The following is a 22,379-nucleotide window of genomic DNA, read 5'->3' as shown; positions in this document are numbered from 1 at the left end:
GGTGGGCGGGTTTGCAAATCATTCCACCGTGACGCTCTTGGCCAGATTCCGGGGTTTATCCACATCGCAGCCCCGCAGCACGGCCATATAATAGGCAAACAGCTGCAGCGGCACAATCAGCTGAAGGGGCATGAAGATATCCTCGTATTCGTCCAGACGGACGATATAGTCGGCAATCCCCTCCGGCACCACCGCATCCTTTGTGGTAAACAGCAGCACCTTGGCGCCGCGGCTCTTGGTCTCCTTGGCGTTGGAGAGGGTCTTTTCATAGACATTGTGCTGGGTGGCCAGGGCGATCACCGGTACCCCGTCGGTCACCAGGCTGATGGTGCCGTGCTTGAGTTCTCCCGCCGCATAGGCGTCGGAATGAACATAGCTGATTTCCTTCAGCTTGAGGCTGCCCTCCAGGGACAGGGAGTAGTCGAACCCCCGCCCAATGAAAAAGCAGCTCTGGGTATTTACAAACAGGCTAGCCAGATATTTGATATACTCACAGTCATCCAATCTAGGCTTGACGACTTCCGGCGCCCGCTGAAGCTCGGCGGTGTAGTGGCGGGTTTCGGCCTCGTCCAGGGTACCGCGGGCATAGGCCAGCCGCAGGGCGAACAGGTACAGCACGCACATCTGGACCATGTAGGCCTTGGTGGAGGCCACCGCAATTTCCGGCCCCGCGTAGGTGTACATGACGTAATCTGCCGCCCGTGCAATGGAGCTGCCCACCACGTTGACGATGGCCAGCACCGGCACACCGCGGCTCTTGGCCAGCTTGAGGGCCGCCAGGGTGTCACTGGTCTCTCCCGACTGGCTGATGATGATCACCAGGTCCTCGGGGCTGAGGATGGGGTCCCGATAGCGGAACTCACTGGCGATGTCCACCTCCGCCGGCAGGCGGGCCAGCTTTTCGATGGCAGCCTTACCCACCATGCCGGCATGCATGGCGGTGCCGCAGGCCACCAGATGAACCCGCCGGATGGCGGCCAGCCGCGCGTCGGTCAGGTCCGGGATGCGCAGGTCCGGCATTCCCTGCTCCACCCGGGGCCCCACAGTGGCGGCAATGGCGGCGGGCTGCTCGTTGATTTCCTTGAGCATAAAGTGGGGGTATCCGCCCTTTTCGGCGGCCTCCACGTCCCAGTCGGCGGTGAGGCGTTCCCGCTGGACCGGCTGCCCCAACTCGTCATAGAAGGCCACGCCGTCCGCCTTGCAGACCACCATGTCTCCTTCTTCCAGGACGCTGTAGCTGCGGGTGTATTTCAGGATGGCGGGGATATCCGACGCCAGGAAGTTCTCCCCTTCCCCGTAGCCCACAATCAGGGGGCTTTCCCGCCGGACGGCGAACAGGGTATCGGGGAAATCCCGGAACAGCACCGCCAGGGCGTAGCTGCCCCGGACCCGGGCCAGGGCCTCGGTCAGGGCTTTCAGGGGCTCGCCCTGGTAGCAGCTGTCAATCAGTTTGACCAGGACCTCGGTGTCGGTCTCGCTGACAAAGGTATAGTTTTTGGCCTCCAGCATCTCTTTCAGGGCGCCATAGTTCTCGATGATGCCGTTGTGGACGATGCTCACATAGGGGGTGGAATGGGGATGGCTGTTGACGTCGCTGGGTTCTCCGTGGGTGGCCCAGCGGGTATGGCCGATGCCGCAGTGGCTCACCGGCAGTCCTGCGGCGGTTTCCTGGGCCAGTTTGGCCCGGAGCGCGGTCAAACGTCCCTTGGTCTTGACCACCCGAATGGCGTCGGGGGTTTCCAGGGCCACCCCGGCCGAATCATAGCCGCGGTACTCCAGTTTGGTCAGACCATCCAGCAATACGTCCTGGGCGCAGCGGGCGCCCACATAGCCTACAATGCCACACATAAGCAAAACACCTCCATGGCCGGCACGCCCTCTGTTTTCAGGGCCTGCTCAGCCTCCCAGGGGGGCCAGAGACCGCCCCTACGATTGTATTCACGGTATGGCTTGCTTTGAAGAGATCTGTTGCGGTATTGCTGCCGTTTTTTGCTCTTCTCTCTCGGCTGGTACAGCCATCAGCCGGAAGAACATCCGCCGAATCTTTCGATGATCCTTCCCCTCGTCACCCTCACGGCTGTCACCCGCGTGGCCCGGCGCTTTTTGTCAACTGAAAGTACACATTCCTTCTTTCCATCCTGTTTGTATTTTATCGTTTCCCCAGCATCTTATGAAGCCGGGGCTGCCACACCAGCCGGTACAGCCGCAGCAGATTGGCCAGAGCCCGGTCGAACAGCAAAAAGGCCACATTTCCGATCAGCAGGGTCACCGCCGCCATCACCAGGGCTGCGGCCTGCAGTTCATCGGCCATCTGCCCCCCGGGGAAAAACACCAGCAGCACCCCGTACAGCACCAGGACCGAACCGTTGCAGAGCAGCAGTTTGGCCCCCACCCGCACCACGGCGGGCCGCAGGCGGTCCAGCCGGGATTTCACCAGCGGGTAATACCCCAGCAGCGCCACAAAGAACAGGGCCGTCTCCTTGTCGGGGACAAAGAACAGCCCCAACAGGCTGGCGGCCCCGTAGGTGGTCCAGGCGTAGCGCGAACCGCATTCCTCGTTCACCACCCCTATGAAAATGCCCCCGGCAGCGGGGGCAATGAACATGGCGACGGGAATGATGGCCCCCAGGAGCATCAGCACCACCGAGAAGGCCACAGCCATCCCGCACAGTGCAATCGACCAGCTCGGATTTTTGCGTTGTTTCATGAAGGAAGCTCCCAATTCAGATCCCAGGAGCCGTGCTCCAGGGGGTCCACGGTATCCCGCAGGCCCAGGATCATGATGTTGTCCAAGAGGGTACGGTTCAGTTTCACGTCCATCAGGGTGTACACCCGGGACAGATCGTTAATGGCGGCAATGGCCTGGCGGCGGGCGTTTTCCTTGGCGGCTTCGCCGCTGAGGCCGTTGGCCAGAAAGACATTGTACCGGTCCTCTTTCTGGTCCAGATGATGGCGGGCGGCCTTATCCAGCAGATAAAAGGCCTTGCCGATGCAGCTGCCAATGTACCGCATATTTTTTCGCTGGACGGCGTCGTCGGGGGCCAGCACCGAAAACAGGGCCCCGTAGACGTTGCTCATGGGCTCGGAGGCCACCGCATAATTCTGGCCCCGCAGCTGATGCTGGGCCACCGCCTGGGCCCGCTGCTGATAGAAAATCCGCTCCAGGGCGGGTTCCTCCTGCACAGCCTTGCGGTAGGCCCGGTAGAGGGCCAGACGCTGGATCAGACGCTGCACCTTCAGACGGAAGGGCAGCTCGGCGGGGCGGCGGTCCTGGAGGCGGTGCCAGCTCATCAGCACCTCAATCTGGGCGGCCAGCCGGATGCCCCGGGTCTGGCACATCACCGGCACCCGTTCCAGGCTGCCGGGGAGGCGGATTTCCCGACAGGTGGCCTGGCGGCCCGCCAGGCTGTCGGACAGCAGGGCCAGGGCCGCCCCGGCCCCCTTGCACCGCAGCAGGCTGAACGCAAACAGGCCGTACTCGAGATACAGCTGGTACTTCACGCCGCGCCGATAGCGCAGATAGGTATTATAATCTTGAATGGTAAGCTCCGGCAGATAAGGGTGGAGTCTGCCTGTCATCATGGCCCACTGCCTCCGTTATACTGTGCCCGCAAACGCGGGTTCATCACCAATCCACGCACAGGGTGCGCCGCCGGTTCCTGCCCCTCGACCGCGAGGAAGCCGCACCTGCGCAGCGCACCGCTGGATTCAAGAATGGGTCCCGGTTCTGCCTGCCCTGCCCCGGCCCGCGGCGCCCTCCGGGGCGCCTGGGGCCCGTTTTTTGCCGCCTGCAGGGCAGCCCGGGTCGTAACTTTCTATTAGTATAATCGATTTTGTGTCCAGATGCAATTCCTATTTCAAAACTCTTTGCATTTGTCCCGGAAAAGATCCGGTTTCAGCCGTTCCACCCGATGGTTTTTAACCAAAATCCGTTCTTTTTTGCTGTCTCAATTTCTTGATTTATTTTCCCCTGTTTTGAGCAGTCATTTGTCCCGGGATTGCCTTGTTTCAACAGGTTTTTCGGCTCAGCGGCCGCCGTTGGAGCTGTGGGGATGAGCCCGCCGGCCGTCAAACCCTTCCTTGGCCATGGGGCGGGCGGCCTTGGCGCCGGGGGCGCTGTAATACATATAGACCTGACAGGGAATCATGCCGTTGTACATCTTGCGGCGCTTGGTGGCGCGGTGGCCGTAGTGGGCCTCAAACTCCATATCGGCGGTGATGACATAGACGCCGGCACAGGGATGGGCCTCCATCTGACGGCCAAAAGTCTGGGCCAGACGGGCGGCTCCCTCGATGGTGCTCATCCGCTCGCCATAGGGAGGGTTGGTCAGGACGATGGCCTCGGACTGGGGCGCAAACGCCGCCACGTCTGCCACCTCAAAGTGGCAGCGCTTGTCCACGCCGGCCAGGCGGGCATTGGCCCGGGCCAGCTCCACGGCGGCGGGGTCCAGGTCATAGCCGAAGCCCTCAAAGGCGGCGTCCTGCTTGATTTCCTCCAGGGCCTTCCGGCGCTGCTCGGCCCACACCGACGCCGGCACAAAGCTGTAGCGCTCGGCGGCGAACCGGCGCTGGAGGCCGGGAGCGATGTTCATGGCCTTCTGGGCCGCCTCAATGATGAGGGTGCCGCTGCCGCAGAAGGGGTCTTCCACCCGGCTGTCCCGGCGCACCCGGCCCAGGTCGGCAATGGTGGCGGCCAGGGTCTCCCGCAGGGGGGCCTCCATGGCGTTGCGGCGGTAGCCCCGCTTGTGCAGGCCCTCGCCGCTGGTGTCCAGCATGATCTCGCACTGATCCTTCCGCAGCAGGAACTGCACCCGGTACTCGCTGCCGGTCTCGGGCAGGACGGTGGTCTTGTGGCCCTTCATCAGGCGCTTGACGATGGCCTTTTTGATGATGCTCTGGCAGGCGGGCACACTGGACAGCTTGCTGTTCAGGGAGGAACCCTTCACCGGGAAAGCCGCGTCGGCGGGCAGCAGCTCCTCCCAGGGGATGGCGTAGACCCCGTCGAACAGGTCATCAAAGGTATCGGCCCGGTAGCTGGCCAGCAGGAGCATCACCCGCTCCACCGTGCGCAGGTTCAGGTTGGCGGCGGCGATCAGGTCCGCGCCGCCCCGGAAGGTCAGACGGCCGTCGGTGACCCGCAGGTCCTCGGCGCCCAGACGCTTGAGCTCAAAGCTGGCGGTGGACTCGCAGCCGAAAAAGCAGGGTGCAATCAGTTCAAACTTTGCAGACATGGAGACTTCCTTTCTTTGCAGCAAAACGGGCCCGCCCCGCAGGGGTGCGCGGCAAAGGTTGCCTTGCACAGTTCCCGCTGGGGGCAGGCCCGGATGGTTCTGGTCTGTGGAACAGATCAGCGGCCGCCGCCCCGGCGTCCCCGGGAGGCATAGCCGCCCCGGCGTCCGCCCGACTCGTGGTCGAGATCTGCCATTTTTTCTTCGCTCTGGCTCTTGAAGCGGCTCATCATGTCCTCAAAGGACAGGTTGTCGCTCTTGGCCGGCGGGCGGGGCTGCCACACCCGGGGCCCGTCGTCCCGGGGGGGACGCTTGCCGCCCCGCGGGCCGCCGCGGCCATCCCTCGGGCCGGAGGAACGCGCACCGCCGCGGCCGCCGTCCCGTGCCGGACGCTCCGGCGGGGGCAGCAGCTGCTTGATGGACAGGGCGATCTTGCCCTCCGGCGAGATGCTGATGACCTTCACCTTGACCGTCTCGCCCTCATGGAGCACCGCCGCAATGTCCTGCACATAGGCGTTGGACACCTCCGAGATGTGGACCATGCCCACACGCCCCTCAGGCAGCGCCACAAACGCGCCAAAGGGTTTGATGCCGGTGATCCGGCCTTCAAAAATATTACCAACCTCTATCAAAGCTCTATACCCTTTCTTCAGCCCAGAGAGTTCCCGGGCTGCCCGCAAAAGCAGCCCGCCGCAAACAGACGACTTCAGTTGCCCGAGATGTCCACAATGATCCGCTCATTGGGAGCCGCATAACCATAGGAGTCCCGCGCAATCCACTCGACGATTTCGTCGGGGTTGCCGTCCAGAATCCGCTCCAGCTCCTCGTTTTCCGACTTCTGCTGGGCGATCTGCTCGTTCAGGGCGTCCAGCTCCGCCTGTTTGGAGCTGATGGTCACCTGGTTCGAGACATACGCCGCCAGCATGCTGATGAGCAGCAGCACGAAAAACAGGCGGGTGATGCCCCACCAGAGGGTTTTGGTTTTTTTGCGGTTCCGCGCCATCCTGGCTGCCTCCATCCTATGGATTCTCTGTCCACAACCGAATCGTTATACATTCGAATTATACAACAGATGCTCCTCTTTTGGCAAGCTCTTTTTTTGCTTTTCTGCCGCGGTTTTTGCCGCTTTGGCGGCGCGGCGCGCCTCCTGCCGGGCCCGCAGGGCCGCAAAGGCCGGCTGCAGCGCCCGCCGGCCCACCAGGCGGGCCATGGCCAGTCCCGGCCAGAGGGCCAGACGCCAGACCTGCGCCGTCACCGGGGCCAGCAGCCCATGGGCGGCCAGCGCCCCCAGAAATCCCGACGCCACCATGTACCAGCGCAGGTTCCCGGCGTCGCTGTAGCCGGCGGCGTAGCTCTGGAGAAAGAGCAGCAGCATCCCCACCAGGGCCATGTCGGGCAGAAACGCGCCCCGGCCCTTCCGGGGTCCTACCGCCCGCAGCGCCCCCACCAGGGCGCCCAGATACAGGCAGCAGAGCATCTCCCGCCCCGCCTGCCAGGGGGCCAGAACCGGCGCCATCAGCGAATCAGGCGGCGCAGCAGGCCGCCCGGGGTCCTGGCCTCGGTGTATTCCAGCGCGTCCACCCGGCCCGACAGTTTGGCCTCGCCCCGCTCCAGGTCCAGGGCAGTGACGCTCAGCTGAGCCCCCGTCAGGTTGAGGACGCAGTCCGCCGTCTCAATCACCGCGTTGTCCGGGTCGCACCGGACCACCCGGCGCACCCCGGTGACCGTCAGGCGGCTGCGCTCCTCCAGGATCAGGTTGTGAGGCACCGTCTCGGCCGGTTTGCCGGTCTGTTTTTCCATTGCATCGCCCCCCGCCGCACATTTCCTGTGATGCAGTCTATGCGGCAGGGGCCTGGGGTTATTCCTCGATGACCTCGTACATCTCCCGGGCCACGTCCTTGGTGCGGGGCTCGGCGTCCGACAGGACCCGCACCTTCACCGGCCGGTTGCCAAAGGTGATTTCGACGACGTCCCCGGGGTTGACGGCGGCGCTGGCCTTGGCCACCTTGCCGTTGATGAGGATGCGGCCGGCGTCGGCCACCTCGTTGGCCACCGTCCGCCGCTTGATGAGGCGGGAAACCTTCAGATATTTATCCAGGCGCATAGTAATTTTCTCCTTTGTCCAAACATACAAAAAGCTGCCGGCTGTCCGCACGGGGCGGACCCTTCCGGCAGCGGGTTCATCGCAGGAACGCAGAGGTCCCGGCCCGTCTTTGCTTACAGGGAGTCCTTCAGAGCCTTGCCCTGCTTGAAGACGATGCTGCGGGATGCAGCGATGGTGATGGGCTCCTGGGTGCGGGGGTTGATGCCCTGGCGCTCGGCGCGCTCGCGCACCTCAAAGGTGCCAAAGCCCGAGATGGTGACCTTCTCGCCGCTGGCCAGAGCGCGGCTCAGGGCCTCAAACACAGCGTTCACAGCCTTGTCGGCGTCCTTCTTGGTCATATCGGTGTTTGCTGCAACCTGTGCAGTCAGATCAGCCTTGGTCATAGTTGTACCTCCAAAATCAATTCAATGTTCGGTTCGATCAGCGCCCTGCCCGCCTTCCAGCGTCCGGCAGAATGCCTTGGATGCAAATGTGAGAGCTTCTTCCGCGTCGAGCCCCGCCAGCCGGATGGAATCCACTGCCGCGAACAGCAGTTCCCCGGCCGCCCGGGCCGCCTGATCGGATGGGACATCCCCCTGTGCAGCCGCGTGCCAGAGGTCTGCGGCCTGCCGGAGGGTATCCAGGGCCTGTTCCTCGCCGGCGGGACCGATGCCGTGGCCGGCCGCCCGCTTCTGGAGTTTCTGGGCCCGCATGAGGGCCGGCAGGGTGGCGGGAACGGTGTCCAGCTCATCGGCAAGGGTTTGGCGGCCCTTTTCCTTATTTTTGAGCGCATCCCAGCCGTTTATACCGGCATTCTGCGCCGCCGACGACGCGAAAAGGTGCGGATGGCGAAAGACCAGCTTTTCGCACACCTCCCGACAGATATCCGAGAAGGTGCTGCGGCCCTGTTCTTCCTCCAGCACCGCATGGAACGCCACCTGCATCAGCACATCGCCCAGCTCTTCCCGCAGCATCTGCGGGTCGTCTGCGTCGATGGCCTCCAGGGCCTCGCAGGTCTCTTCGAGGAAGTTTTTGCGGATCGACTGATGGGTCTGGACCTTGTCCCAGGGGCAGCCCTCCTGCGGGTCCCGCAGGATGCGGATGATCTGGACCAGGTCCTCCGCGGTATAGTGCTCCTTTTCAGGCCAGTCGATCATGCAGCGCTCTCCCTTTCTGCCGGAAATACCGGCATAAATCCTAGTTTATTCTACCCTATACTGCGCCAATTTTCAAGCGTTTCGGCCCATTTATCCTAATTTTTCCACATGCAAAAAGCGCTCCCCGGCGGGGAGCGCCTCTGTAGGACTGGTTTTTACAGCTGTGCGCCGCACTTGGTGCAGAACAGGGCGTCGGGCGCCACTTCTGCACCGCACTGGGGGCAGTACTTCTTGGCGGAGTCATCCGCGGGCGCCGCCTCGGCAGCGGGCTCCTCGGGGGCGGGTTCCTCCTGGACGGGGTCGGCCATGACGTCGGCCAGGTCGGCCTCCACGTCGGCGGCTGCGTGCTCCACCTCGCTGGCCTCAGCGGGGGTCAGCTTGGCTTTCAGCTGGCGGTTCTCCTGCTCGATCGAATCAATCATGTCGATGTAGCGGTCCACCAGCGGCTGGTTTTCTTCGTTGCCCTTGGCCAGGCTGTACACCAGAGCGCCCAGCTGGCGCTGAGCCTTGCTGATTTTGGCCTGGTTGGACAGGATCTTGGCCTGGGTCTTGCCTTTTTCGGTCAGGTCGTTGGCGACGCTGACACCCAGCTCCACATATTCACGGCTCTTGGCCAGAATGGTATCCTTCCACTTTTCTGCATCCATTTTCAAAGACACCTCGCTTCTCGGTAATCTGCCGGCGGTCCGGGGTGTCGCACCCGGAACGCGGCCTGGTACAGCATCAGTATACCGCACTTTGGACCGGGATGCAACACGTTGCCCGACGCTTTTACAGTTTTGCGGCCTTCCGCCCGCTCACAGAACGCTGGTATAAAATTCCCGCAGCATGGCCCCTTCGGGGATCAGTTCCCGGCTGATGGGGTCCACGTGTTCAAAGCGGCGGGCGGTCTCATCCCACATCTCGGTGTAGCGGCTGTCGGGGGACATCTGGCGCCCCACCTCGGGCAGCAGTCCAGCGATGATGGACAGCTCATAGGTGAAAGCGGTGTCCAGCAAAAAGTCCGCCGTGTTCTTGAAACCCTTAATATACCGAGTCTCCCCGTCCAGCACCCGGTCCCACATGGCCAGGGTCTTTTCGGGGCTGCGGCCCCGGGCCGCGGCGTCCCGCAGGACCCGGCGGCACAGCCGGATGTCCTGGGTGCTGATGAGCCGCCGGCCCTCCTGGCAGTACTCCTCCCGCAGGCCGGCATAGATCCGGTAGATATGCCCCGAGGGCACCAGGCTGGTAAGGACGGGGTTGAGGGCGTGTATGCCCTCCACAATGCAGACGCCCCCCTGCAGGTCGATGGCCTCGGTCACATCCGAGCGCTGTTCGCGGACAAAGTCGTAGGTGGGCAGGACGGTCTTGTCGGTCTGGCTCAGCTCCTGGAGGCACTGGCGGATCAGGGGCATATCCAGGGTGTCGGGGTGCTCGTAATCCAGGGAGCCGTCCGGCATTTTGGGGTAGTACTCCGACCCGCGGAAGAAATTGTCCAGGCTGATGACCTGGGCGGGGGTGCCCCCGTCCCGCAGGGTGGCGGCCAGTTTGTGGGCGGTGGTGGTTTTGCCGCTGGCGGAGGGGCCGGTGAGCATGATGATCTTGGCCCCCGACTGCCGGATTTTCTTGGCGGCATAGCGCAGGCGGCGGCAGTAGCTGGCCTCGCTGATTTCCACCAGCTGGGCCGGGCTGCGGGCTGCCACGTTGCACAGATCAATCTCCACCAGGCGTTTCGGTACCCAAATCGTAATCATAAAACGCAGACACTCCTTTTTTGCGCTCCAGAACCTCGTCGAAGCGCTGAATGTATTCGTTGGGATACTTGAAGTTGAAGATGCGCTGCATTCGGTGGCCTGCGGTGTCCACCAGTTTGGTGCTGCCGCCGGCCCCCGCCGACAGAATGGTCTGCACTTCCTCCATGATATAGATGTTGTAGTAGCCCTCGCTGCCCGGCTTGCTCCAGCCGACATTTTCGAGGTTCTGGAGGGTGTTTTTCTGGCGGTAGAGGTAATAGGGGCGGTAGCCGGCGGCGGGCAGCAGGCTGCATTTTTCCAGCATGGCGGCCACGTCGGCGTAGGTGTTGTCCTCCTGATCTTCCATCACGATCCGGGAGGCCCGTTTCAGGGTCAGGGTGTGGACGGTGATATTCTCGGGGTCCAGGGCGATGGCGGTTTTCAGGCTGTGTTCAAAGCCCTCCACCGTGTCCCCCGGCAAGCCGGCGATCAGGTCCATATTGATATCGGTGTGGCCCGCGGCCCGGGCTGCCGCATAGCAGTCCAGAATATCCTGGGCCGAGTGGCGCCGGCCGATCCGGGCCAGCACCTCATCCGAGAAGGTCTGGGGGTTGATGGAAATGCGGGTGGCGCCGTATTCCTTGATGACCGCCAGCTTTTCGGCGTCGGTGCAGTCGGGGCGGCCCGCCTCCACGGTGTATTCGGCCAGGCCCTCCAGCGGGAACTGGTCCCGCACCGTACCCATCAGCTGGCGCAGCTGGTCCGCCGACAGGCTGGTGGGGGTGCCGCCGCCGATGTAGATGCTCTGCAGATGCAGGCCGGCCTTGTCCGCCTCCGTGCGGATGGCCTCCAGCTCCCGGCACAGGCAGTCCACATAGGGCTGGACCAGTTTGCGGTCCCGGTCCAGGTTGCAGCTGACAAAGCTGCAATAGCTGCACCGGGAGGGGCAGAAGGGAATCCCGATATAGAGGCTGTAGGCTTTGGGCTCCGACCCGCGGCGGAGAATGGGCTCCTGCAGGTCGGCGATGGCCTTGGCCATCCGGTATTTCTCCTCCGAGCAGTCGAACCGGCCCAGGAACCACTGGTCGATCTGGGCCTCGGTCCAGCCGGCGGCCCGCTTGTCGTGGATCAGGCGCACCGGGCGGACTCCGGTCATCTTGCCCCAGGGGGGACGCAGGCCGGTCCAGCTGCGGAGCAGGTCATAGGTCAGGCTGGCCAGGGCAAACTCGGGGGTATCCTCCTGGGGCAGCGGGGCGGACGCCCTGCGGCTGGCCCCCTTTTCCCGCACCAGCACCGAGAGGCCCGTGTCGTCCCGGCTGGCCCAAACACAGTCTTCGTCCTCAGCGGGCGGGGTCAGGGTCAGGGGCGCCATGGGGTAAAACAGCCGGACCAGATGTTCCACGTCGTACCCCGACGGCAGGCCGGTAATATAAATCTTCATATTCCAATTCCTTATGAAAGGGCTCCCTTGCAGGCGCTCTTGATATACCAGTTGTTTTTCAGTTCCTGGCCGAAGGTGGACAGTTCCCCGTGGCCCGGCAGGACCTGGGCCTCAGCGGGGATGGGCAGGGCGGCCAGCTTGCGCAGGGAGTCGTTGATCTGGCGGCTGCTGCCGCCGGGCAGGTCGGTGCGGCCGATGCTCCCTGCAAAGAGGGTGTCCCCGGTAAAGAGGTAGTTCTCGCACAGCAGGCAGACGCTGCCGGGGGTATGGCCGGGGGTGTGCCAGACGGTGAAGGATATCTCATCCACCTGGATGACCTCCCCCTCCTCATAGCCGCTGTCCGCCTCCTTCAGGGGGAAGAACTGGCTGTTCTCCACATCGGCGGCCTCGCACCAGAGTTTGGCGCTCCATTTGGCTTTCAGTTCCTCGGCGGCCCCCACATGGTCAAAGTGGCCGTGGGTGCAGAAGATATGGGTCAGGCTGGCGCCCTCTTGCTCCAGAATCTCGTTGTAGTCCGAGGCGGCCGCCGCCGGGTCGATGACCACGCCGTGGCCTGCGTCCGAGATCAGCAGGAAGGTATTGGTGTACATGGGGGCCTGCCCCACTACATGGTATGCCTTCATCTTATTCTCCCTTCTTCCACTCGTCGGTATCCATCACGATGGTGCAGGGGCCCTCGTTCACCAGGGATACCTGCATATCGGCGCCGAATTCTCCGTGCTGGACCTCCTTGAGGCCCTGTTTGCCCATTTCTTCCAGAAACAGCTCATAGGCCTCCACCGACAGGGGCGGCTTGGCGGCCCGGATGAAGCTGGGCCGCATCCCCTTTTTGGTGTCCCCGTACAGGGTGAACTGGGACACCACCAGGGCCGAATATCCATTGTCTTTGGCGCTGCGGTTCAGCTTGCCGTTCTCGTCGTGGAAAATCCGCAGGCCGGCGCACTTTTCCGCAAAGCGGGGCACCATGTCCAGGGTGTCGGTGTCCTTGACCCCGAACAAAATCACCAGCCCGGGGCCGATGGCCCGGGGCTCGCCGCCGTTCACCCGCACGCTGGCGGAGGACACGGCCTGTATCACAGCTCTCATGAACTTTGTTTAACTCCTTGTCACCTTGAGCACGTCCCGGATCTTGGCCAGACGGGCCACCACCCGGTCCAGGTGCTCGGTATTGTTGATGCCGACGGTCAAATTGATGACGCCGCAGTTGTCGGCCTGGCGGGCGTTCATGGTGTAGATGGGCACCCGCATATCCGACAGGGCGTTCAGCACGTCTTTCAGCAGGTCGGTGCGGTCCAGGGCCACAATTTCCAGCCCGGCCTTATAGCTCTCCTTGACGCTGTCGGCCCAGTAGGCCTTGACCCAGCGGGGCGCGTTGGAGGGGTCCCGCATGCTGGCCTGGGCGTTGGTGCAGCTGGCCTTGTGGATGGAGACGCCGAAGCCACGGGTGATGAAGCCCACAATGGGGTCCCCGGGCAGGGGGCTGCAGCACTTGGCGAACTTGATGGGGGTGTTGTCGAAGCCCTCCACCACCACGCCGTCGGTGGAATGCACCTTGCGCAGGTCCACCTTGGGCAGCTCCATGGGGGGATTTTCCGCCGCCCGCAGCTTCTGGTACTCCTCCTTGAACTTGGGGACGCAGTTGGCAATGGTGATGCCGCCGTAGCCGATGGCCGCGTACAGGTCCTCGGCGCTGTTCTGGCGCATCCGGCGGCAGCAGCTGCCCACGAATTCGTCCAGCTTGTCGTCGGGGATCAGAATGCCCTCCCGGCGCAGCTCCTTGGCCAGGGCGTCCCGGCCCTCCGCGATGTTTTCATCCCGGCGCATCTTCTTGAACCAGTTGCGGATTTTGCTCTTGGCCTCGCTGGTCTTAACGATCTTGAGCCAGTCGCGGCTGGGGCCCTTGTCGGCGGGTCCCAGAATCACCTCGATGATCTCGCCGGTGACCACCACATGGTCGATGGGGACCATCCGGTTGTTCACCTTGCAGCCGATCATCCGGTTGCCCACCGCCGAATGGATGGCGTAGGCAAAATCAATGCAGGTGGCCCCGGCGGGCAGATTGATGACGTCGCCCTTGGGGGTAAAGGCAAAGACCTCCTCGGGCAGCAGGTCGCTCTTGAGGTCGTGGAGCAGGTTGCCGGAATCCTCCGACACCCGCTGATTTTCCAGCAGCTGGCGGACCCAGGCCAGACGGTCGTCCAGCTTGTCGTGGCCGCCGATGCCCTCCTTGTACTTCCAGTGGGCGGCGACGCCGTACTCGGCCTGTTCGTCCATCTGGCGGGTGCGGATCTGCACCTCAAAGGGAATCCCCTCGTGGCCGATGACGGTGGTGTGCAGGCTCTGGTAGCCGTTGGGCTTGGGGGTGGAGATATAATCCTTGAACCGGTTGGGCAGCGGATGATACATATCGTGGATCAGGCCCAGGGCGCTGTAGCACTCGGTGATGGTATCCAGGATGATGCGGACCGCATACACGTCGTAAATCTCATCGAAGGCCTTGTTCTGGACGAACATCTTGCGGTAGATGCCGTAGATGCTCTTGACCCGGCGCTTCATGGTGGCGCCCTTGATGCCGCTCTCCTCCAGCCGCTTTTCGATGAGGCTGGAGACGTTGGCCAGGAACTCCTCGCCCGAGCGCTCGTTCAGCAGCTTGCTGATCTCCTCGTAGCCGATGGGGTCCAGATAGTGGAGGCTGCGGTCTTCCAGCTCCTCCTTGATGTTCAGGATGCCCAGACGGTTGGCGATGGGGGCATAGACCTCCATGGTCTCCCGTGCCTTGTCCCGGCGCTTCTGCTCGGGCCAGGCGTCGCCGGTGCGCATATTGTGGAGCCGGTCGCACAGCTTGATGATCATGACCCGCACATCCTGGCTCATGGCCAGCAGCATCTTGCGCAGGTTTTCGGCCTGCTGCTCCTCGATGCTGGAGAACTGGATCTTGGTCAGCTTGGTGACGCCGTCCACCAGCAGGGCCACGTCGGCCCCAAAGGTGGATTTCACCTCGTCCACCGTGGTGGGGGTGTCCTCCACCACGTCGTGGAGCAGGGCCGCCGCAATGCTCTCGCTGTCCATGCCCAGGTCCAGCACCAGCCGGGCCACCGCCAGCGGATGGCAGATATAGGGCTCGCCGCTGCGGCGGCGGACATCCTTGTGGGCGTCGTCGGCCATGCGGTAGGCCTTCTCGATCATCTCCATGTTGTAGGGCCGGCCGCTGGCCTGAATGGCCTCCAGCAGCTTGTCGTAGGTGATGATCTCGGGCCGCGCCTCCGAGGGGACCATATAGTCCACCGCCTCGGCGGGGGACGCGGTGGCCACCACGGTGCCCACCTCTCTCACCTGATGCTGCAGATGGCTCTTGGCGGTATAGGAATCCTGCTCAGGGGCAGGCGCAGCTGTCTTTTTTCCCTCTGGCATATTACTTTTCCTCCAAACACTTCAGGATGGGTGCATCGGCCAGGTTTTTCTTCCCGGACACCCGCACCAGCTCCAGATAGGGCACACCGTCCCTCTCTGCCTCCTCCACCAGGCCCACCTGTTTCAGGGCAGTCACCGCCACCAGGGTTTTGCCGGTGCTGGCGGTGCCCATCCGGGCGCACAGGGGCTGCAGATCATCGGCGTGCCAACGCCGGGTTTTCAGTTCGCGGTAGACGGCGGCCACTTCCTCGCGGGAGGGGCAGATGAGCTGCCGTTCCTCCGCCGAGAGGCTGGCGCCCCGCCGCAGCGCATCCACCAGCGCCGCCTGCCGGGGTGCGTCGGGCCCCAGGCCCGCCGGGTGCAGATCCAGGATGCGGCCCGAAATCTGGGCGCCCCGGGCTCCCTCATACACCGACAGGCTGAGGGCTGCGTCCACTGCGTCGCCGGTCTGGTAGGGCACCCGCTCGGGGGCCATGCCGAACCATACGGCGTACAGGCCCGCGCCTCCCTGATGGAGCCGCAGGCGGCTGTGTTTGCCCTCCGACACCGGGTAGATCCCCTCCACCACGGCGTTTTCCAGCAGAAAGACGGGGGCCGGGTTGTCGGCCCCAAAGGGGGCCATCCGCTCCACCGCCCGGATCTCTTCCACCGTCACCCGGGCCAGCCGCAGGGACAGGTCGCACACCAGGGGCGGCGCCTGGATGACCGGACACTCCCGGGCGGCCCACTCGTTCATCCGGCGGCGCAGCTCGGGCAGGTTTTCCTCCCGCACCAGCAGGCCGGCGGCCATGGCGTGGCCGCCAAAGCGGATCAGCAGATCGGAACAGGCGGTGATGCATCCGTGAAGGTTGAACCCCGGCACGCTGCGGCCGCTGCCCTTGGCCTCGCCGTTCTCAGCGATGGACACCACCATCACCGGGCGGCCGTATTTTTCCACCAGGCGGGAGGCCACAATCCCGATGACGCCCTGATGCCAGCCGCTGCCCCACAGGAGCATCACCCGGTCCTCGGTGCGGTCGGGCTCGGCGGCCAGCATTTCTTCCACGGCCCGCTCGATCTTCTGTTCGGTCTCCTGGCGCTGGGCGTTGATTTCGTTCAGATGATGGGCCAGGCAGGACGCCCGGTCCGGGTCCTCACACAGGACCAGCTGCAGGGCGGTGGCGGCGCTGTCCATCCGGCCGGCGGCGTTGAGCCGGGGCGCGATGCCGAAACTGACGTTGTCGGCGGTGACGTTCTTCCCCGCCAGGCCCACTTCTTCCAGCAGGGCCGCCAGACCGGGCCGCTCGGTGTGCTGTAAAATCTGGAGGCCTGCTTTCACGATGGTTCGGTTTTCGCCGTTCAGGGGCATGACGTCGGCCACCGTGCCGATGGCCGCCAGGTCGCTGCAAAATTCCAGCAACTCCTCGGGCATGCAGTCCTCCAGGGCGGCGCAGAGTTTAAAGGCCACGCCGGCGCCGCACAAGTCCTTGAAGGGGCTGTGGTCGTCCTCCCGCCGGGGGTCCACCACCGCCACCGCCTCGGGCAGGGTGCTGGGGGGCAGATGGTGGTCGGTGATGACCAGGTCAATCCCCAGAGAGGCCGCATAGGCCGCCTCCTCCACCGCCGAGATGCCGTTGTCCACCGTGACGATCAGGGTATAGCCCTTTTCGTGGATGCGGTCGATGGCCCGCTTGGACAGGCCATAGCCGTCCCCTTCCCGGCTGGGCAGCATGCATTTTACCACGCCGCCCAGGCCCTTGAGCTGTTCGTACAGCAGGGAGGTGGCCGTCACGCCGTCCACGTCGTAGTCGCCATAGACCACGATGGTCTCCCCCTGCTCCAAGGCCTGCCGGATGCGGGCGCAGGCCTTATCCATATCTTTCATCAAAAAGGGGTCGCTGAGGCTGTCCTCCCCCGCCAGGAAAGACAAAGCCTCCTCCGGCTGGGTGAACCCCCGGGCGGCCAGCAGACCCGCCAGCAGGCTGGCTCCCTTCATCTGCTGGGCAAAGACCGAGGCCTGTTTGGCGTCGTCCCACTCCTCCCCCGCAAAGGCGGCCTCCTGTTCCAGCTGTTCGGTCCGCTCCTCGGCAATGGCCTCCTGCAGGCCGGCCACTGCCTCCCGGTCCAGGGTGCGGAGCTCCCACGGGCGGCCGGTCATCGCAGACCCTCCCCCGTGAGGCCGTCGCTGGCCAGCATCCCCTCCAGGGCTGCAATTTCGCTGGACACGTCCAGCGCTGCGTCGGACAACAGGGTGTCATAGAGATTTTCGTACGCCGTATTCAGTGTATGCAGGATTCCGCCAATGTCCCGGCGGATGGCTTCGGCGTTGTCCCCCTTCTGGCCCTGCACGTCGTTGTAGGTGTGCAGCAGCTTGAGGGTGGTGGGGATATAATATTCCGCAAACCGCCGGGCCTTGGGCGCGCTCTCGGGATGGCTCTCCAGCCAGGCGCAGATGGATTCGGTGGTCTGCTGCATTTTTTCCAGTTCGTCGGCGGCGGTGGGGTCGGTCATCAGCCGGCGCTCCTCGGCCAGCACATGGGCGAACCGCCGTGCGGTGTCCAGGTGAAGGGTCTTGGGGCCCTGGGCCGGCTCCTCCGCCGTTTTTTCGGGTTCGGGCTGCTTTTCCGCCGCCGGGGCGGGCGGAATGTTATGGGCCGCCCGGTAATCGGCGGCGCTCAGATAGAGGCAGTCGTCCTTTTCATCCAGCCAGCCCACAAGCCAGCCCTTTTCGATCAGCTCCCGCAGCCGCTTGCGGAGCTTGCGCTTTTTCATCTGGAGCAGACCCGCCAGGTCGTCCAGATACACCCCCTGGGACACGTCCATGGCCGCAAAGGCGTCGGCACAGCGGTTCAGCAGCTTGGAAGCTTCCAGGTTCTCACTGCCCGCCACGGTTCCCACAACAGAACCGATGCCGATGCCCATCAGGCCAAAGCCGGTGGCCAGGACCACGGTGTATTCCAGGGTCCCCTCCCACAGCATATCGGTGGCCATGAAACAGCCCAGGCTGCCCAGAAAACCCGCAAAAATCAGGACGCCGAAGCAGATGACCATGGCCAGACCAATGCCAAAGCGCTTGCGGGCGTTCCAGCGGATGGTCTTTTCGTAGTCCGGGATGGGTTCGGAGGTCTCCGGGCGGGCATAACTGTCCCACCGGGTCCGGGCGCGGCCCGGCTGGCCCCCAAAGTCGGCGGTATAATCGTAGGGCTCTGCCTCAAAGGCCGAACCATTCCGGGCCGCTTCCCGACGGCGGCGGCGCTCCTCCCGATTCTGGCGGCGGGCCTTTCCCCGCTCCAGGTTGAAGGCGTCCCGCAGGGCGTCGTCCACCTCCCCCACCACGTCGTTCATCAAGTGGGTGAAGCTGCGGCCCACTTCGGCGGCCTGGCGGCCGATCTCATCGCCGTAGTCCTGAAACCCCTGGCGGAATGCATCCGAAACCGTCACGCCCAGGTCCCGCAGCTGCCGTTCCAGCTCCTGCTGGATGGCATCCTCGTCCTGTTTTCTTTTCCGTTCCTTCTCGTCCATGCGTTCTCCCTCAATCTCCCGCCGGGTGATACCGGCTCACCAGAGCCGAAGCCACCCGCAGGCCATCCACCGCGGCGCTCATAATGCCGCCGGCATATCCTGCGCCCTCGCCGCAGGGGTACAGCCCTGCCAGCTGGGTGCACTCATAGGTTTCGCCCCGCACCAGCCGCACCGGGCTGGAAGTCCGGGTCTCGAGGCCGGTGAGAATGGCCTCGGGGGCGGTATAGCCCGCCAGCTTGCGGTCAAAGGCCCGCAGACCGGCCCGCAATGCCCCGGTCAGCTCCGCCGGCAGCAGGCTGCCCAGATCCGCCGGCACCACGCCCCGGTTGTAGGTGGGCTGGACCCGGGTGATTTTCAGCTCGCCCCGGCCCTCCAAAAAGCTGACCACGTTTTCCGCCGGGGCCGCATAGGGTCCGCCGGCCCGGCCGGCCGCATAGGCCCGGGCCTCCAGCTCCCGCTGGAAGGCGATGGCCCGCCGGGGATCGTCCCCGAAGTCGGCGGGGCCCACCCCCGCCACCACCGCGGCGTTGGCGTTCCGGCCCGCCCGGGCATGGAAGCTCATGCCGTTGGTGACCACACGGCCGCTCTCGCTGGCCGCCGCCACCACCTGGCCGCCGGGGCACATACAAAACGTATAAACACCCCGTCCATTTACCTGCTGGGATAGCTGATACTCTCCGCGGGGCAGGGCCGGATGGCCTGCGGCGTCGTGGTAGAGGCTCTTTTCGATTTCGCTCTGCAGGTGCTCGGCCCGGAAGCCCACACTGAAGGGCTTGCAGGCGAAGGTCAAACCCCCGTCCATCAGGGCCTCAAAGGTATCCCGGGCGGAATGTCCCACCGCCAGTACCAGCGCCTCACAGGGCAGAGGCCCTGCGGTGGTGTCGATGCCGGTCAAAACGCCGTTGCGGGTGTGCAGGCCGGTGAGGGCGGTGTTAAACCGCACTTCGCCCCCCAGGGCCTCAATCTCCTTGCGGATGGAGGTGATGACGCCCCGCAGCAGGTCGGTGCCCACATGGGGCTTCTGCTGCCAGGCGATTTCCGCCGGCGCACCGTGGGCCAGAAAGACCCGGGTGACGTAATCGCACAGGGGGTCCCCGATGCGGGTGGTGAGCTTGCCGTCCGAAAAGGTGCCGGCGCCGCCCTCGCCAAACTGAATGTTGGCGTTTTCGTCCAGCTCACCGGTGGCGGAGAAGTGTTCCACCGCCCGGACCCGGTCTTCCAGAGCGGGGCCCCGCTCCAGGACAATGGGGGCAAACCCCTGCTGGGCCAGGGCCAGGGCTGCAAACAGCCCCGCAGGCCCCAGGCCGCAGACCACCGGCCGGGTTTTCAGGGTCTGGGCGCCGGGGGTCAGCACCAGCTGCGCCTCCTGGCGCAAAGCAACGCAGGGCAAGGCCCCTGCATAGGCAGGTTCCTCACCCTCATCTTTGAGCGTTACTGCAATGGTATAGACGAGCTTGGGCCGGCCGTGGCGGGCGTCCACCGACAGGCGGGCCACCCCCATCTGCCGGACCTTGCTCTGGGGCAGGCGCAGCAGGTGCAGCGCCTGGGCACGGGCCTGCTCCTCTCCGGCAGAGAGGGGCAGGCGGATATCTCGAACCAGGATCATGTGCTTGTGTTTCCGTTTCTCTTATAGTGTTGGACCGTTCAGTTGCTCTGAATCCGGCACTGGACGGTATAGCTGCCCAGGGCAAAGACCCGTCCGTCCGCCGGGACGTAGATGCTGCAGGCGATGTTCTGCTGTCCCAGGGATACCGCGAAGTCGTCGGCGTCGATCTGCGCCACCACCTGGTCGGCGGTGAGGCCTTCCAGCACCGAGGCCGGGCCGCAGAGGGTCACATTCATCAGCCGCTCGGTCTCCACCGTCAGCTGATAGGTGGAGGGCAGGTTGACCACCTCAATGTTGTCGGCCGGGATGTTCAAAGTCTTGGTGGCCATGGCGCTGCAGTTGAAGCTGACGGTGACGGTGTCCACGTTGTCCAGAGAGACAAGGCCCGAGGGCAGGGTGATGGGCATTTCGTAGACCTTGTCCAGCGCAAAGGTGGACAGGTCGATGGTGCCCACCGCCAGCTCGGAGAGGTTCTCCACCGTGTCGGCCGGGCCCGCCACCCGCAGCTCGGTCTGGCTGAGGGAATAAATCAGCACCGAGTCGTCAAAGTTGGGGGGCGTATTCACAAACCGCACATTGATGGGTAGGGTCGCCGTCTTGTACACCGTCAGGGTGACGTCCACCGTCTCATGGTCGGCGGTGACGTAGTTGAACTCCAGCTCGTGGCCGTTCTCGTTGTAGAAGCGAAGGTTGGTGTTCACCGTGACGCTGTCGCTGAGGATGTCGCTGTAGCTGACCTCGGCGGTGCAGGATGCCACGTCCGCCAGCTCGCTGGACGGACCGGTCAGGGTCACCGTCTCGTTGGAGGCGGCGGTGCTGTAGAGGATGTAGCCATCCTCAATGGTCAGGTAGCGGGTATTCACCTGGATGGGGAGGGTCTTTTCCTCCACCACGTCAAACACCACGTCCACCGTGTTGTCGGCGTCGGCGATGGACACCGAAATGTTGCTGGCCACAGCGGTGTTGACGCATCGGACCCGCAGCTGGAGGTTCTTGGTGCCGCTGGAACGGACCGAGGAGTAGTCGGGATAGACCACAAAGTCCTCCTGGGTCAGGTCGCCGATGGTGTAGCCGTCGCCCGAGATGGTCAGGTCCACGGTGCGCTCGGGTGCCTCCACAATGCTGAGGCCCCGGGAGGTATAGACGCTGGACTCATAGGTATAGTCCACCGGCACGCCCTTTTTCACGATGGTGGTGTTGGGTTTGACCACGGTGGTGACGGCCACCCACATGAGGAGCGCCACCAGAAAGGCAATGCCCAGCCGGACCCGGCGGTCCTCCAGAAGGGAACGGTTCTGCCCTCCGTCGGCACGGAACGGCTTTTTGATCGGATTCATTTCCCCTCTCCCTCCTTCTTTCTCCAGTCCATCAGGGACAGAACCTGTCCCTTGAAGGTATCAAAACCCTTGCTGCGGTCGGCAGCGGCTTCCTTGGGGATCATCTCGTCCACCAGACGGGTGTAGAGGGTCTGGCGGTCAAAGTGGCGGATCAGGACGCCGTTTTTGGCCATCGAGATGATGCCGGTCTCCTCGCTCACCACAATGGCGATGGCGTCGGAGTTTTCGGCAATGCCCAGGCAGGCCCGGTGCCGGGTGCCCATATCCTTGCCCAGATCCAGGTTGTTGGACAGGGGCAGCACGCAGCCCGCCGCCTTGATGCGGCCATCCTCAATGATGGCGGCGCCGTCGTGGAGGGGGGTGCCCTCGTAGAAGATGGTGCCCAGGATCTCGGGGTTGACCTCACAGTCCACCGGGGTGCCGGTGCGCTCGATTTCCGCCAGGTCGGTGCGGCGCTCCAGCACGATCAGGGCGCCGGTCTTGGTCTCGGAAAACCGCTCGGCGGCGTCGCAGATGGCAATGATGGCGCTGCGCCAGCTGCCGCGGGTGGCGGGGTCCACATGGCGGACCCGGAAGAACTTCAAAAACCACTGGTCGGTCTGGCCCATCCGCTCCAGAGCGCGGCGGATCTCGGGCTGAAAGACCACCACCAGGGTCAGCAGACCGACCTGGAGCAGCGAATTCATAATCCAGGTGACGGTGCGCATGTTGGCGGTGGTGGCCACCACATAGATCACGCCCACCACCAGGGCGCCCCGGGCCAGCTGGCCGGCGCGGGTGCGGCTGACGATGCCCAGGATCTGATAGATCACAAAGGTGACGATCAGCACATCCAGCAGGTCGGCCAGATTAAAGGTTTGAAAGTTTGCGATGATGGAACTCCAGTTCATTGGTTATCACTCC

General features: G+C 64.0%; 22 protein-coding genes. All 22 read right to left on the bottom strand.

Annotated features, from left to right (window positions below; translation table 11 throughout):
* Nucleotides 1–18 precede the first annotated feature (18 nt).
* On the bottom strand, nucleotides 19–1,848 hold the full coding sequence (gene glmS, locus B5G28_RS03105) for a glutamine--fructose-6-phosphate transaminase (isomerizing) (protein ID WP_087246265.1): 1,830 nt from the start codon (nucleotides 1,846–1,848) through the stop codon (nucleotides 19–21).
* Nucleotides 1,849–2,149: 301 nt separating this feature from the next.
* Entirely contained in the window at nucleotides 2,150–2,707 is a 558-nt protein-coding gene (locus B5G28_RS03100; protein ID WP_087246264.1) for a hypothetical protein, read from the bottom strand.
* Nucleotides 2,704–3,582 carry a DUF5685 family protein gene (locus tag B5G28_RS03095; protein ID WP_242967448.1) on the bottom strand — a complete coding sequence of 293 codons (879 nt, stop codon included), beginning with the start codon at nucleotides 3,580–3,582 and terminating at the stop codon, nucleotides 2,704–2,706. Before B5G28_RS03095 ends, B5G28_RS03100 begins: the two co-directional genes overlap by 4 nt.
* Nucleotides 3,583–4,025: 443 nt before the next feature.
* Nucleotides 4,026–5,231 carry a class I SAM-dependent RNA methyltransferase gene (locus tag B5G28_RS03090; protein WP_087246263.1) on the bottom strand — a complete coding sequence of 402 codons (1,206 nt, stop codon included), beginning with the start codon at nucleotides 5,229–5,231 and terminating at the stop codon, nucleotides 4,026–4,028.
* Between the two features lie 116 nt (nucleotides 5,232–5,347).
* The gene (locus B5G28_RS03085; RefSeq protein ID WP_087246262.1) at nucleotides 5,348–5,860 is read right to left on the bottom strand and encodes a S1 RNA-binding domain-containing protein; all 513 of its coding nucleotides are present in this window, start codon (nucleotides 5,858–5,860) and stop codon (nucleotides 5,348–5,350) included.
* Between the two features lie 74 nt (nucleotides 5,861–5,934).
* The gene (locus tag B5G28_RS03080; protein ID WP_087246261.1) at nucleotides 5,935–6,231 is read right to left on the bottom strand and encodes a septum formation initiator family protein; all 297 of its coding nucleotides are present in this window, start codon (nucleotides 6,229–6,231) and stop codon (nucleotides 5,935–5,937) included.
* A gap of 45 nt (nucleotides 6,232–6,276) precedes the next feature.
* Complete coding sequence (locus B5G28_RS03075) at nucleotides 6,277–6,705, bottom strand: hypothetical protein (RefSeq protein WP_087246260.1); 429 nt, start codon at nucleotides 6,703–6,705, stop codon at nucleotides 6,277–6,279.
* A 38-nt stretch (nucleotides 6,706–6,743) separates the two neighbouring features.
* Nucleotides 6,744–7,028 (bottom strand): YabP/YqfC family sporulation protein, encoded by a 285-nt coding sequence (locus B5G28_RS03070; RefSeq protein ID WP_087246259.1) that lies wholly within the window; start codon nucleotides 7,026–7,028, stop codon nucleotides 6,744–6,746.
* Between the two features lie 58 nt (nucleotides 7,029–7,086).
* Entirely contained in the window at nucleotides 7,087–7,332 is a 246-nt protein-coding gene (locus B5G28_RS03065) for an RNA-binding S4 domain-containing protein (RefSeq protein WP_087246258.1), read from the bottom strand.
* Nucleotides 7,333–7,445: 113 nt separating this feature from the next.
* On the bottom strand, nucleotides 7,446–7,715 hold the full coding sequence (locus B5G28_RS03060; protein WP_087246257.1) for an HU family DNA-binding protein: 270 nt from the start codon (nucleotides 7,713–7,715) through the stop codon (nucleotides 7,446–7,448).
* A 21-nt stretch (nucleotides 7,716–7,736) separates the two neighbouring features.
* Nucleotides 7,737–8,468, bottom strand: a complete 732-nt coding sequence (locus B5G28_RS03055) for a MazG family protein (RefSeq protein ID WP_087246256.1) — start codon at nucleotides 8,466–8,468, stop codon at nucleotides 7,737–7,739.
* A 155-nt stretch (nucleotides 8,469–8,623) separates the two neighbouring features.
* Nucleotides 8,624–9,115: a zinc ribbon domain-containing protein gene (locus B5G28_RS03050; RefSeq protein ID WP_087246273.1), complete on the bottom strand. Its 492-nt coding sequence runs from the start codon at nucleotides 9,113–9,115 to the stop codon at nucleotides 8,624–8,626.
* Between the two features lie 150 nt (nucleotides 9,116–9,265).
* On the bottom strand, nucleotides 9,266–10,201 hold the full coding sequence (locus B5G28_RS03045) for a nucleoside kinase (RefSeq protein WP_087246255.1): 936 nt from the start codon (nucleotides 10,199–10,201) through the stop codon (nucleotides 9,266–9,268).
* Nucleotides 10,161–11,621: a coproporphyrinogen dehydrogenase HemZ gene (gene hemZ, locus B5G28_RS03040; RefSeq protein ID WP_087246254.1), complete on the bottom strand. Its 1,461-nt coding sequence runs from the start codon at nucleotides 11,619–11,621 to the stop codon at nucleotides 10,161–10,163. Before hemZ ends, B5G28_RS03045 begins: the two co-directional genes overlap by 41 nt.
* Nucleotides 11,622–11,632: 11 nt before the next feature.
* Nucleotides 11,633–12,244, bottom strand: a complete 612-nt coding sequence (locus B5G28_RS03035) for an MBL fold metallo-hydrolase (protein WP_087246253.1) — start codon at nucleotides 12,242–12,244, stop codon at nucleotides 11,633–11,635.
* 1 nt (nucleotide 12,245) lies between these two features.
* Nucleotides 12,246–12,707: a D-aminoacyl-tRNA deacylase gene (gene dtd / locus B5G28_RS03030; RefSeq protein WP_087246252.1), complete on the bottom strand. Its 462-nt coding sequence runs from the start codon at nucleotides 12,705–12,707 to the stop codon at nucleotides 12,246–12,248.
* Nucleotides 12,708–12,716: 9 nt separating this feature from the next.
* Nucleotides 12,717–15,032, bottom strand: coding sequence for a bifunctional (p)ppGpp synthetase/guanosine-3',5'-bis(diphosphate) 3'-pyrophosphohydrolase (locus tag B5G28_RS03025; RefSeq protein WP_087246251.1), 2,316 nt, complete (start codon nucleotides 15,030–15,032; stop codon nucleotides 12,717–12,719).
* A 1-nt stretch (nucleotide 15,033) separates the two neighbouring features.
* Nucleotides 15,034–17,169, bottom strand: a complete 2,136-nt coding sequence (recJ, locus tag B5G28_RS03020; RefSeq protein WP_087246250.1) for a single-stranded-DNA-specific exonuclease RecJ — start codon at nucleotides 17,167–17,169, stop codon at nucleotides 15,034–15,036.
* Nucleotides 17,166–18,533 (bottom strand): 5-bromo-4-chloroindolyl phosphate hydrolysis family protein, encoded by a 1,368-nt coding sequence (locus B5G28_RS03015; protein ID WP_087246249.1) that lies wholly within the window; start codon nucleotides 18,531–18,533, stop codon nucleotides 17,166–17,168. The genes recJ and B5G28_RS03015 overlap by 4 nt, the downstream gene beginning before the upstream one ends.
* A gap of 10 nt (nucleotides 18,534–18,543) precedes the next feature.
* Nucleotides 18,544–20,139, bottom strand: coding sequence for an FAD-dependent protein (locus tag B5G28_RS03010; RefSeq protein ID WP_087246248.1), 1,596 nt, complete (start codon nucleotides 20,137–20,139; stop codon nucleotides 18,544–18,546).
* Nucleotides 20,140–20,177: 38 nt separating this feature from the next.
* A complete protein-coding gene (locus tag B5G28_RS03005) occupies nucleotides 20,178–21,476 on the bottom strand; it encodes a CdaR family protein (RefSeq protein WP_087246247.1) in 1,299 nt (432 codons plus the stop codon).
* Complete coding sequence (gene cdaA, locus B5G28_RS03000; protein ID WP_087246246.1) at nucleotides 21,473–22,366, bottom strand: diadenylate cyclase CdaA; 894 nt, start codon at nucleotides 22,364–22,366, stop codon at nucleotides 21,473–21,475. Before cdaA ends, B5G28_RS03005 begins: the two co-directional genes overlap by 4 nt.
* Between the last annotated feature and the right edge of the window lie 13 nt (nucleotides 22,367–22,379).

The sequence above is a fragment of the Faecalibacterium sp. An77 genome (assembly GCF_002161315.1).
GTDB lineage: Bacteria > Bacillota > Clostridia > Oscillospirales > Ruminococcaceae > Faecalibacterium.
The sequence above is the reverse complement of the archived record's forward strand: the minus strand, read 5'-3'. Positions and strand labels throughout refer to the sequence as shown.

What these genes read in the sequence shown, in the direction of transcription:
- B5G28_RS03065 (WP_087246258.1), bottom strand. Translation starts at nt 7,332, where the DNA reads ATGCGCCTGGATAAATATCTGAAGGTTTCCCGCCTCATCAAGCGGCGG.
- B5G28_RS03005 (WP_087246247.1), bottom strand. Translation starts at nt 21,476, where the DNA reads ATGAATCCGATCAAAAAGCCGTTCCGTGCCGACGGAGGGCAGAACCGT.
- B5G28_RS03075 (WP_087246260.1), bottom strand. Translation starts at nt 6,705, where the DNA reads ATGCTCTGCTGCCTGTATCTGGGCGCCCTGGTGGGGGCGCTGCGGGCG.
- cdaA (WP_087246246.1), bottom strand. Translation starts at nt 22,366, where the DNA reads ATGAACTGGAGTTCCATCATCGCAAACTTTCAAACCTTTAATCTGGCC.
- B5G28_RS03010 (WP_087246248.1), bottom strand. Translation starts at nt 20,139, where the DNA reads ATGATCCTGGTTCGAGATATCCGCCTGCCCCTCTCTGCCGGAGAGGAG.
- B5G28_RS03090 (WP_087246263.1), bottom strand. Translation starts at nt 5,231, where the DNA reads ATGTCTGCAAAGTTTGAACTGATTGCACCCTGCTTTTTCGGCTGCGAG.
- B5G28_RS03060 (WP_087246257.1), bottom strand. Translation starts at nt 7,715, where the DNA reads ATGACCAAGGCTGATCTGACTGCACAGGTTGCAGCAAACACCGATATG.
- B5G28_RS03070 (WP_087246259.1), bottom strand. Translation starts at nt 7,028, where the DNA reads ATGGAAAAACAGACCGGCAAACCGGCCGAGACGGTGCCTCACAACCTG.
- B5G28_RS03035 (WP_087246253.1), bottom strand. Translation starts at nt 12,244, where the DNA reads ATGAAGGCATACCATGTAGTGGGGCAGGCCCCCATGTACACCAATACC.
- B5G28_RS03015 (WP_087246249.1), bottom strand. Translation starts at nt 18,533, where the DNA reads ATGGACGAGAAGGAACGGAAAAGAAAACAGGACGAGGATGCCATCCAG.
- recJ (WP_087246250.1), bottom strand. Translation starts at nt 17,169, where the DNA reads ATGACCGGCCGCCCGTGGGAGCTCCGCACCCTGGACCGGGAGGCAGTG.
- B5G28_RS03095 (WP_242967448.1), bottom strand. Translation starts at nt 3,582, where the DNA reads ATGATGACAGGCAGACTCCACCCTTATCTGCCGGAGCTTACCATTCAA.
- B5G28_RS03100 (WP_087246264.1), bottom strand. Translation starts at nt 2,707, where the DNA reads ATGAAACAACGCAAAAATCCGAGCTGGTCGATTGCACTGTGCGGGATG.
- B5G28_RS03045 (WP_087246255.1), bottom strand. Translation starts at nt 10,201, where the DNA reads ATGATTACGATTTGGGTACCGAAACGCCTGGTGGAGATTGATCTGTGC.
- B5G28_RS03025 (WP_087246251.1), bottom strand. Translation starts at nt 15,032, where the DNA reads ATGCCAGAGGGAAAAAAGACAGCTGCGCCTGCCCCTGAGCAGGATTCC.
- B5G28_RS03055 (WP_087246256.1), bottom strand. Translation starts at nt 8,468, where the DNA reads ATGATCGACTGGCCTGAAAAGGAGCACTATACCGCGGAGGACCTGGTC.
- glmS (WP_087246265.1), bottom strand. Translation starts at nt 1,848, where the DNA reads ATGTGTGGCATTGTAGGCTATGTGGGCGCCCGCTGCGCCCAGGACGTA.
- B5G28_RS03050 (WP_087246273.1), bottom strand. Translation starts at nt 9,115, where the DNA reads ATGGATGCAGAAAAGTGGAAGGATACCATTCTGGCCAAGAGCCGTGAA.
- dtd (WP_087246252.1), bottom strand. Translation starts at nt 12,707, where the DNA reads ATGAGAGCTGTGATACAGGCCGTGTCCTCCGCCAGCGTGCGGGTGAAC.
- B5G28_RS03080 (WP_087246261.1), bottom strand. Translation starts at nt 6,231, where the DNA reads ATGGCGCGGAACCGCAAAAAAACCAAAACCCTCTGGTGGGGCATCACC.
- hemZ (WP_087246254.1), bottom strand. Translation starts at nt 11,621, where the DNA reads ATGAAGATTTATATTACCGGCCTGCCGTCGGGGTACGACGTGGAACAT.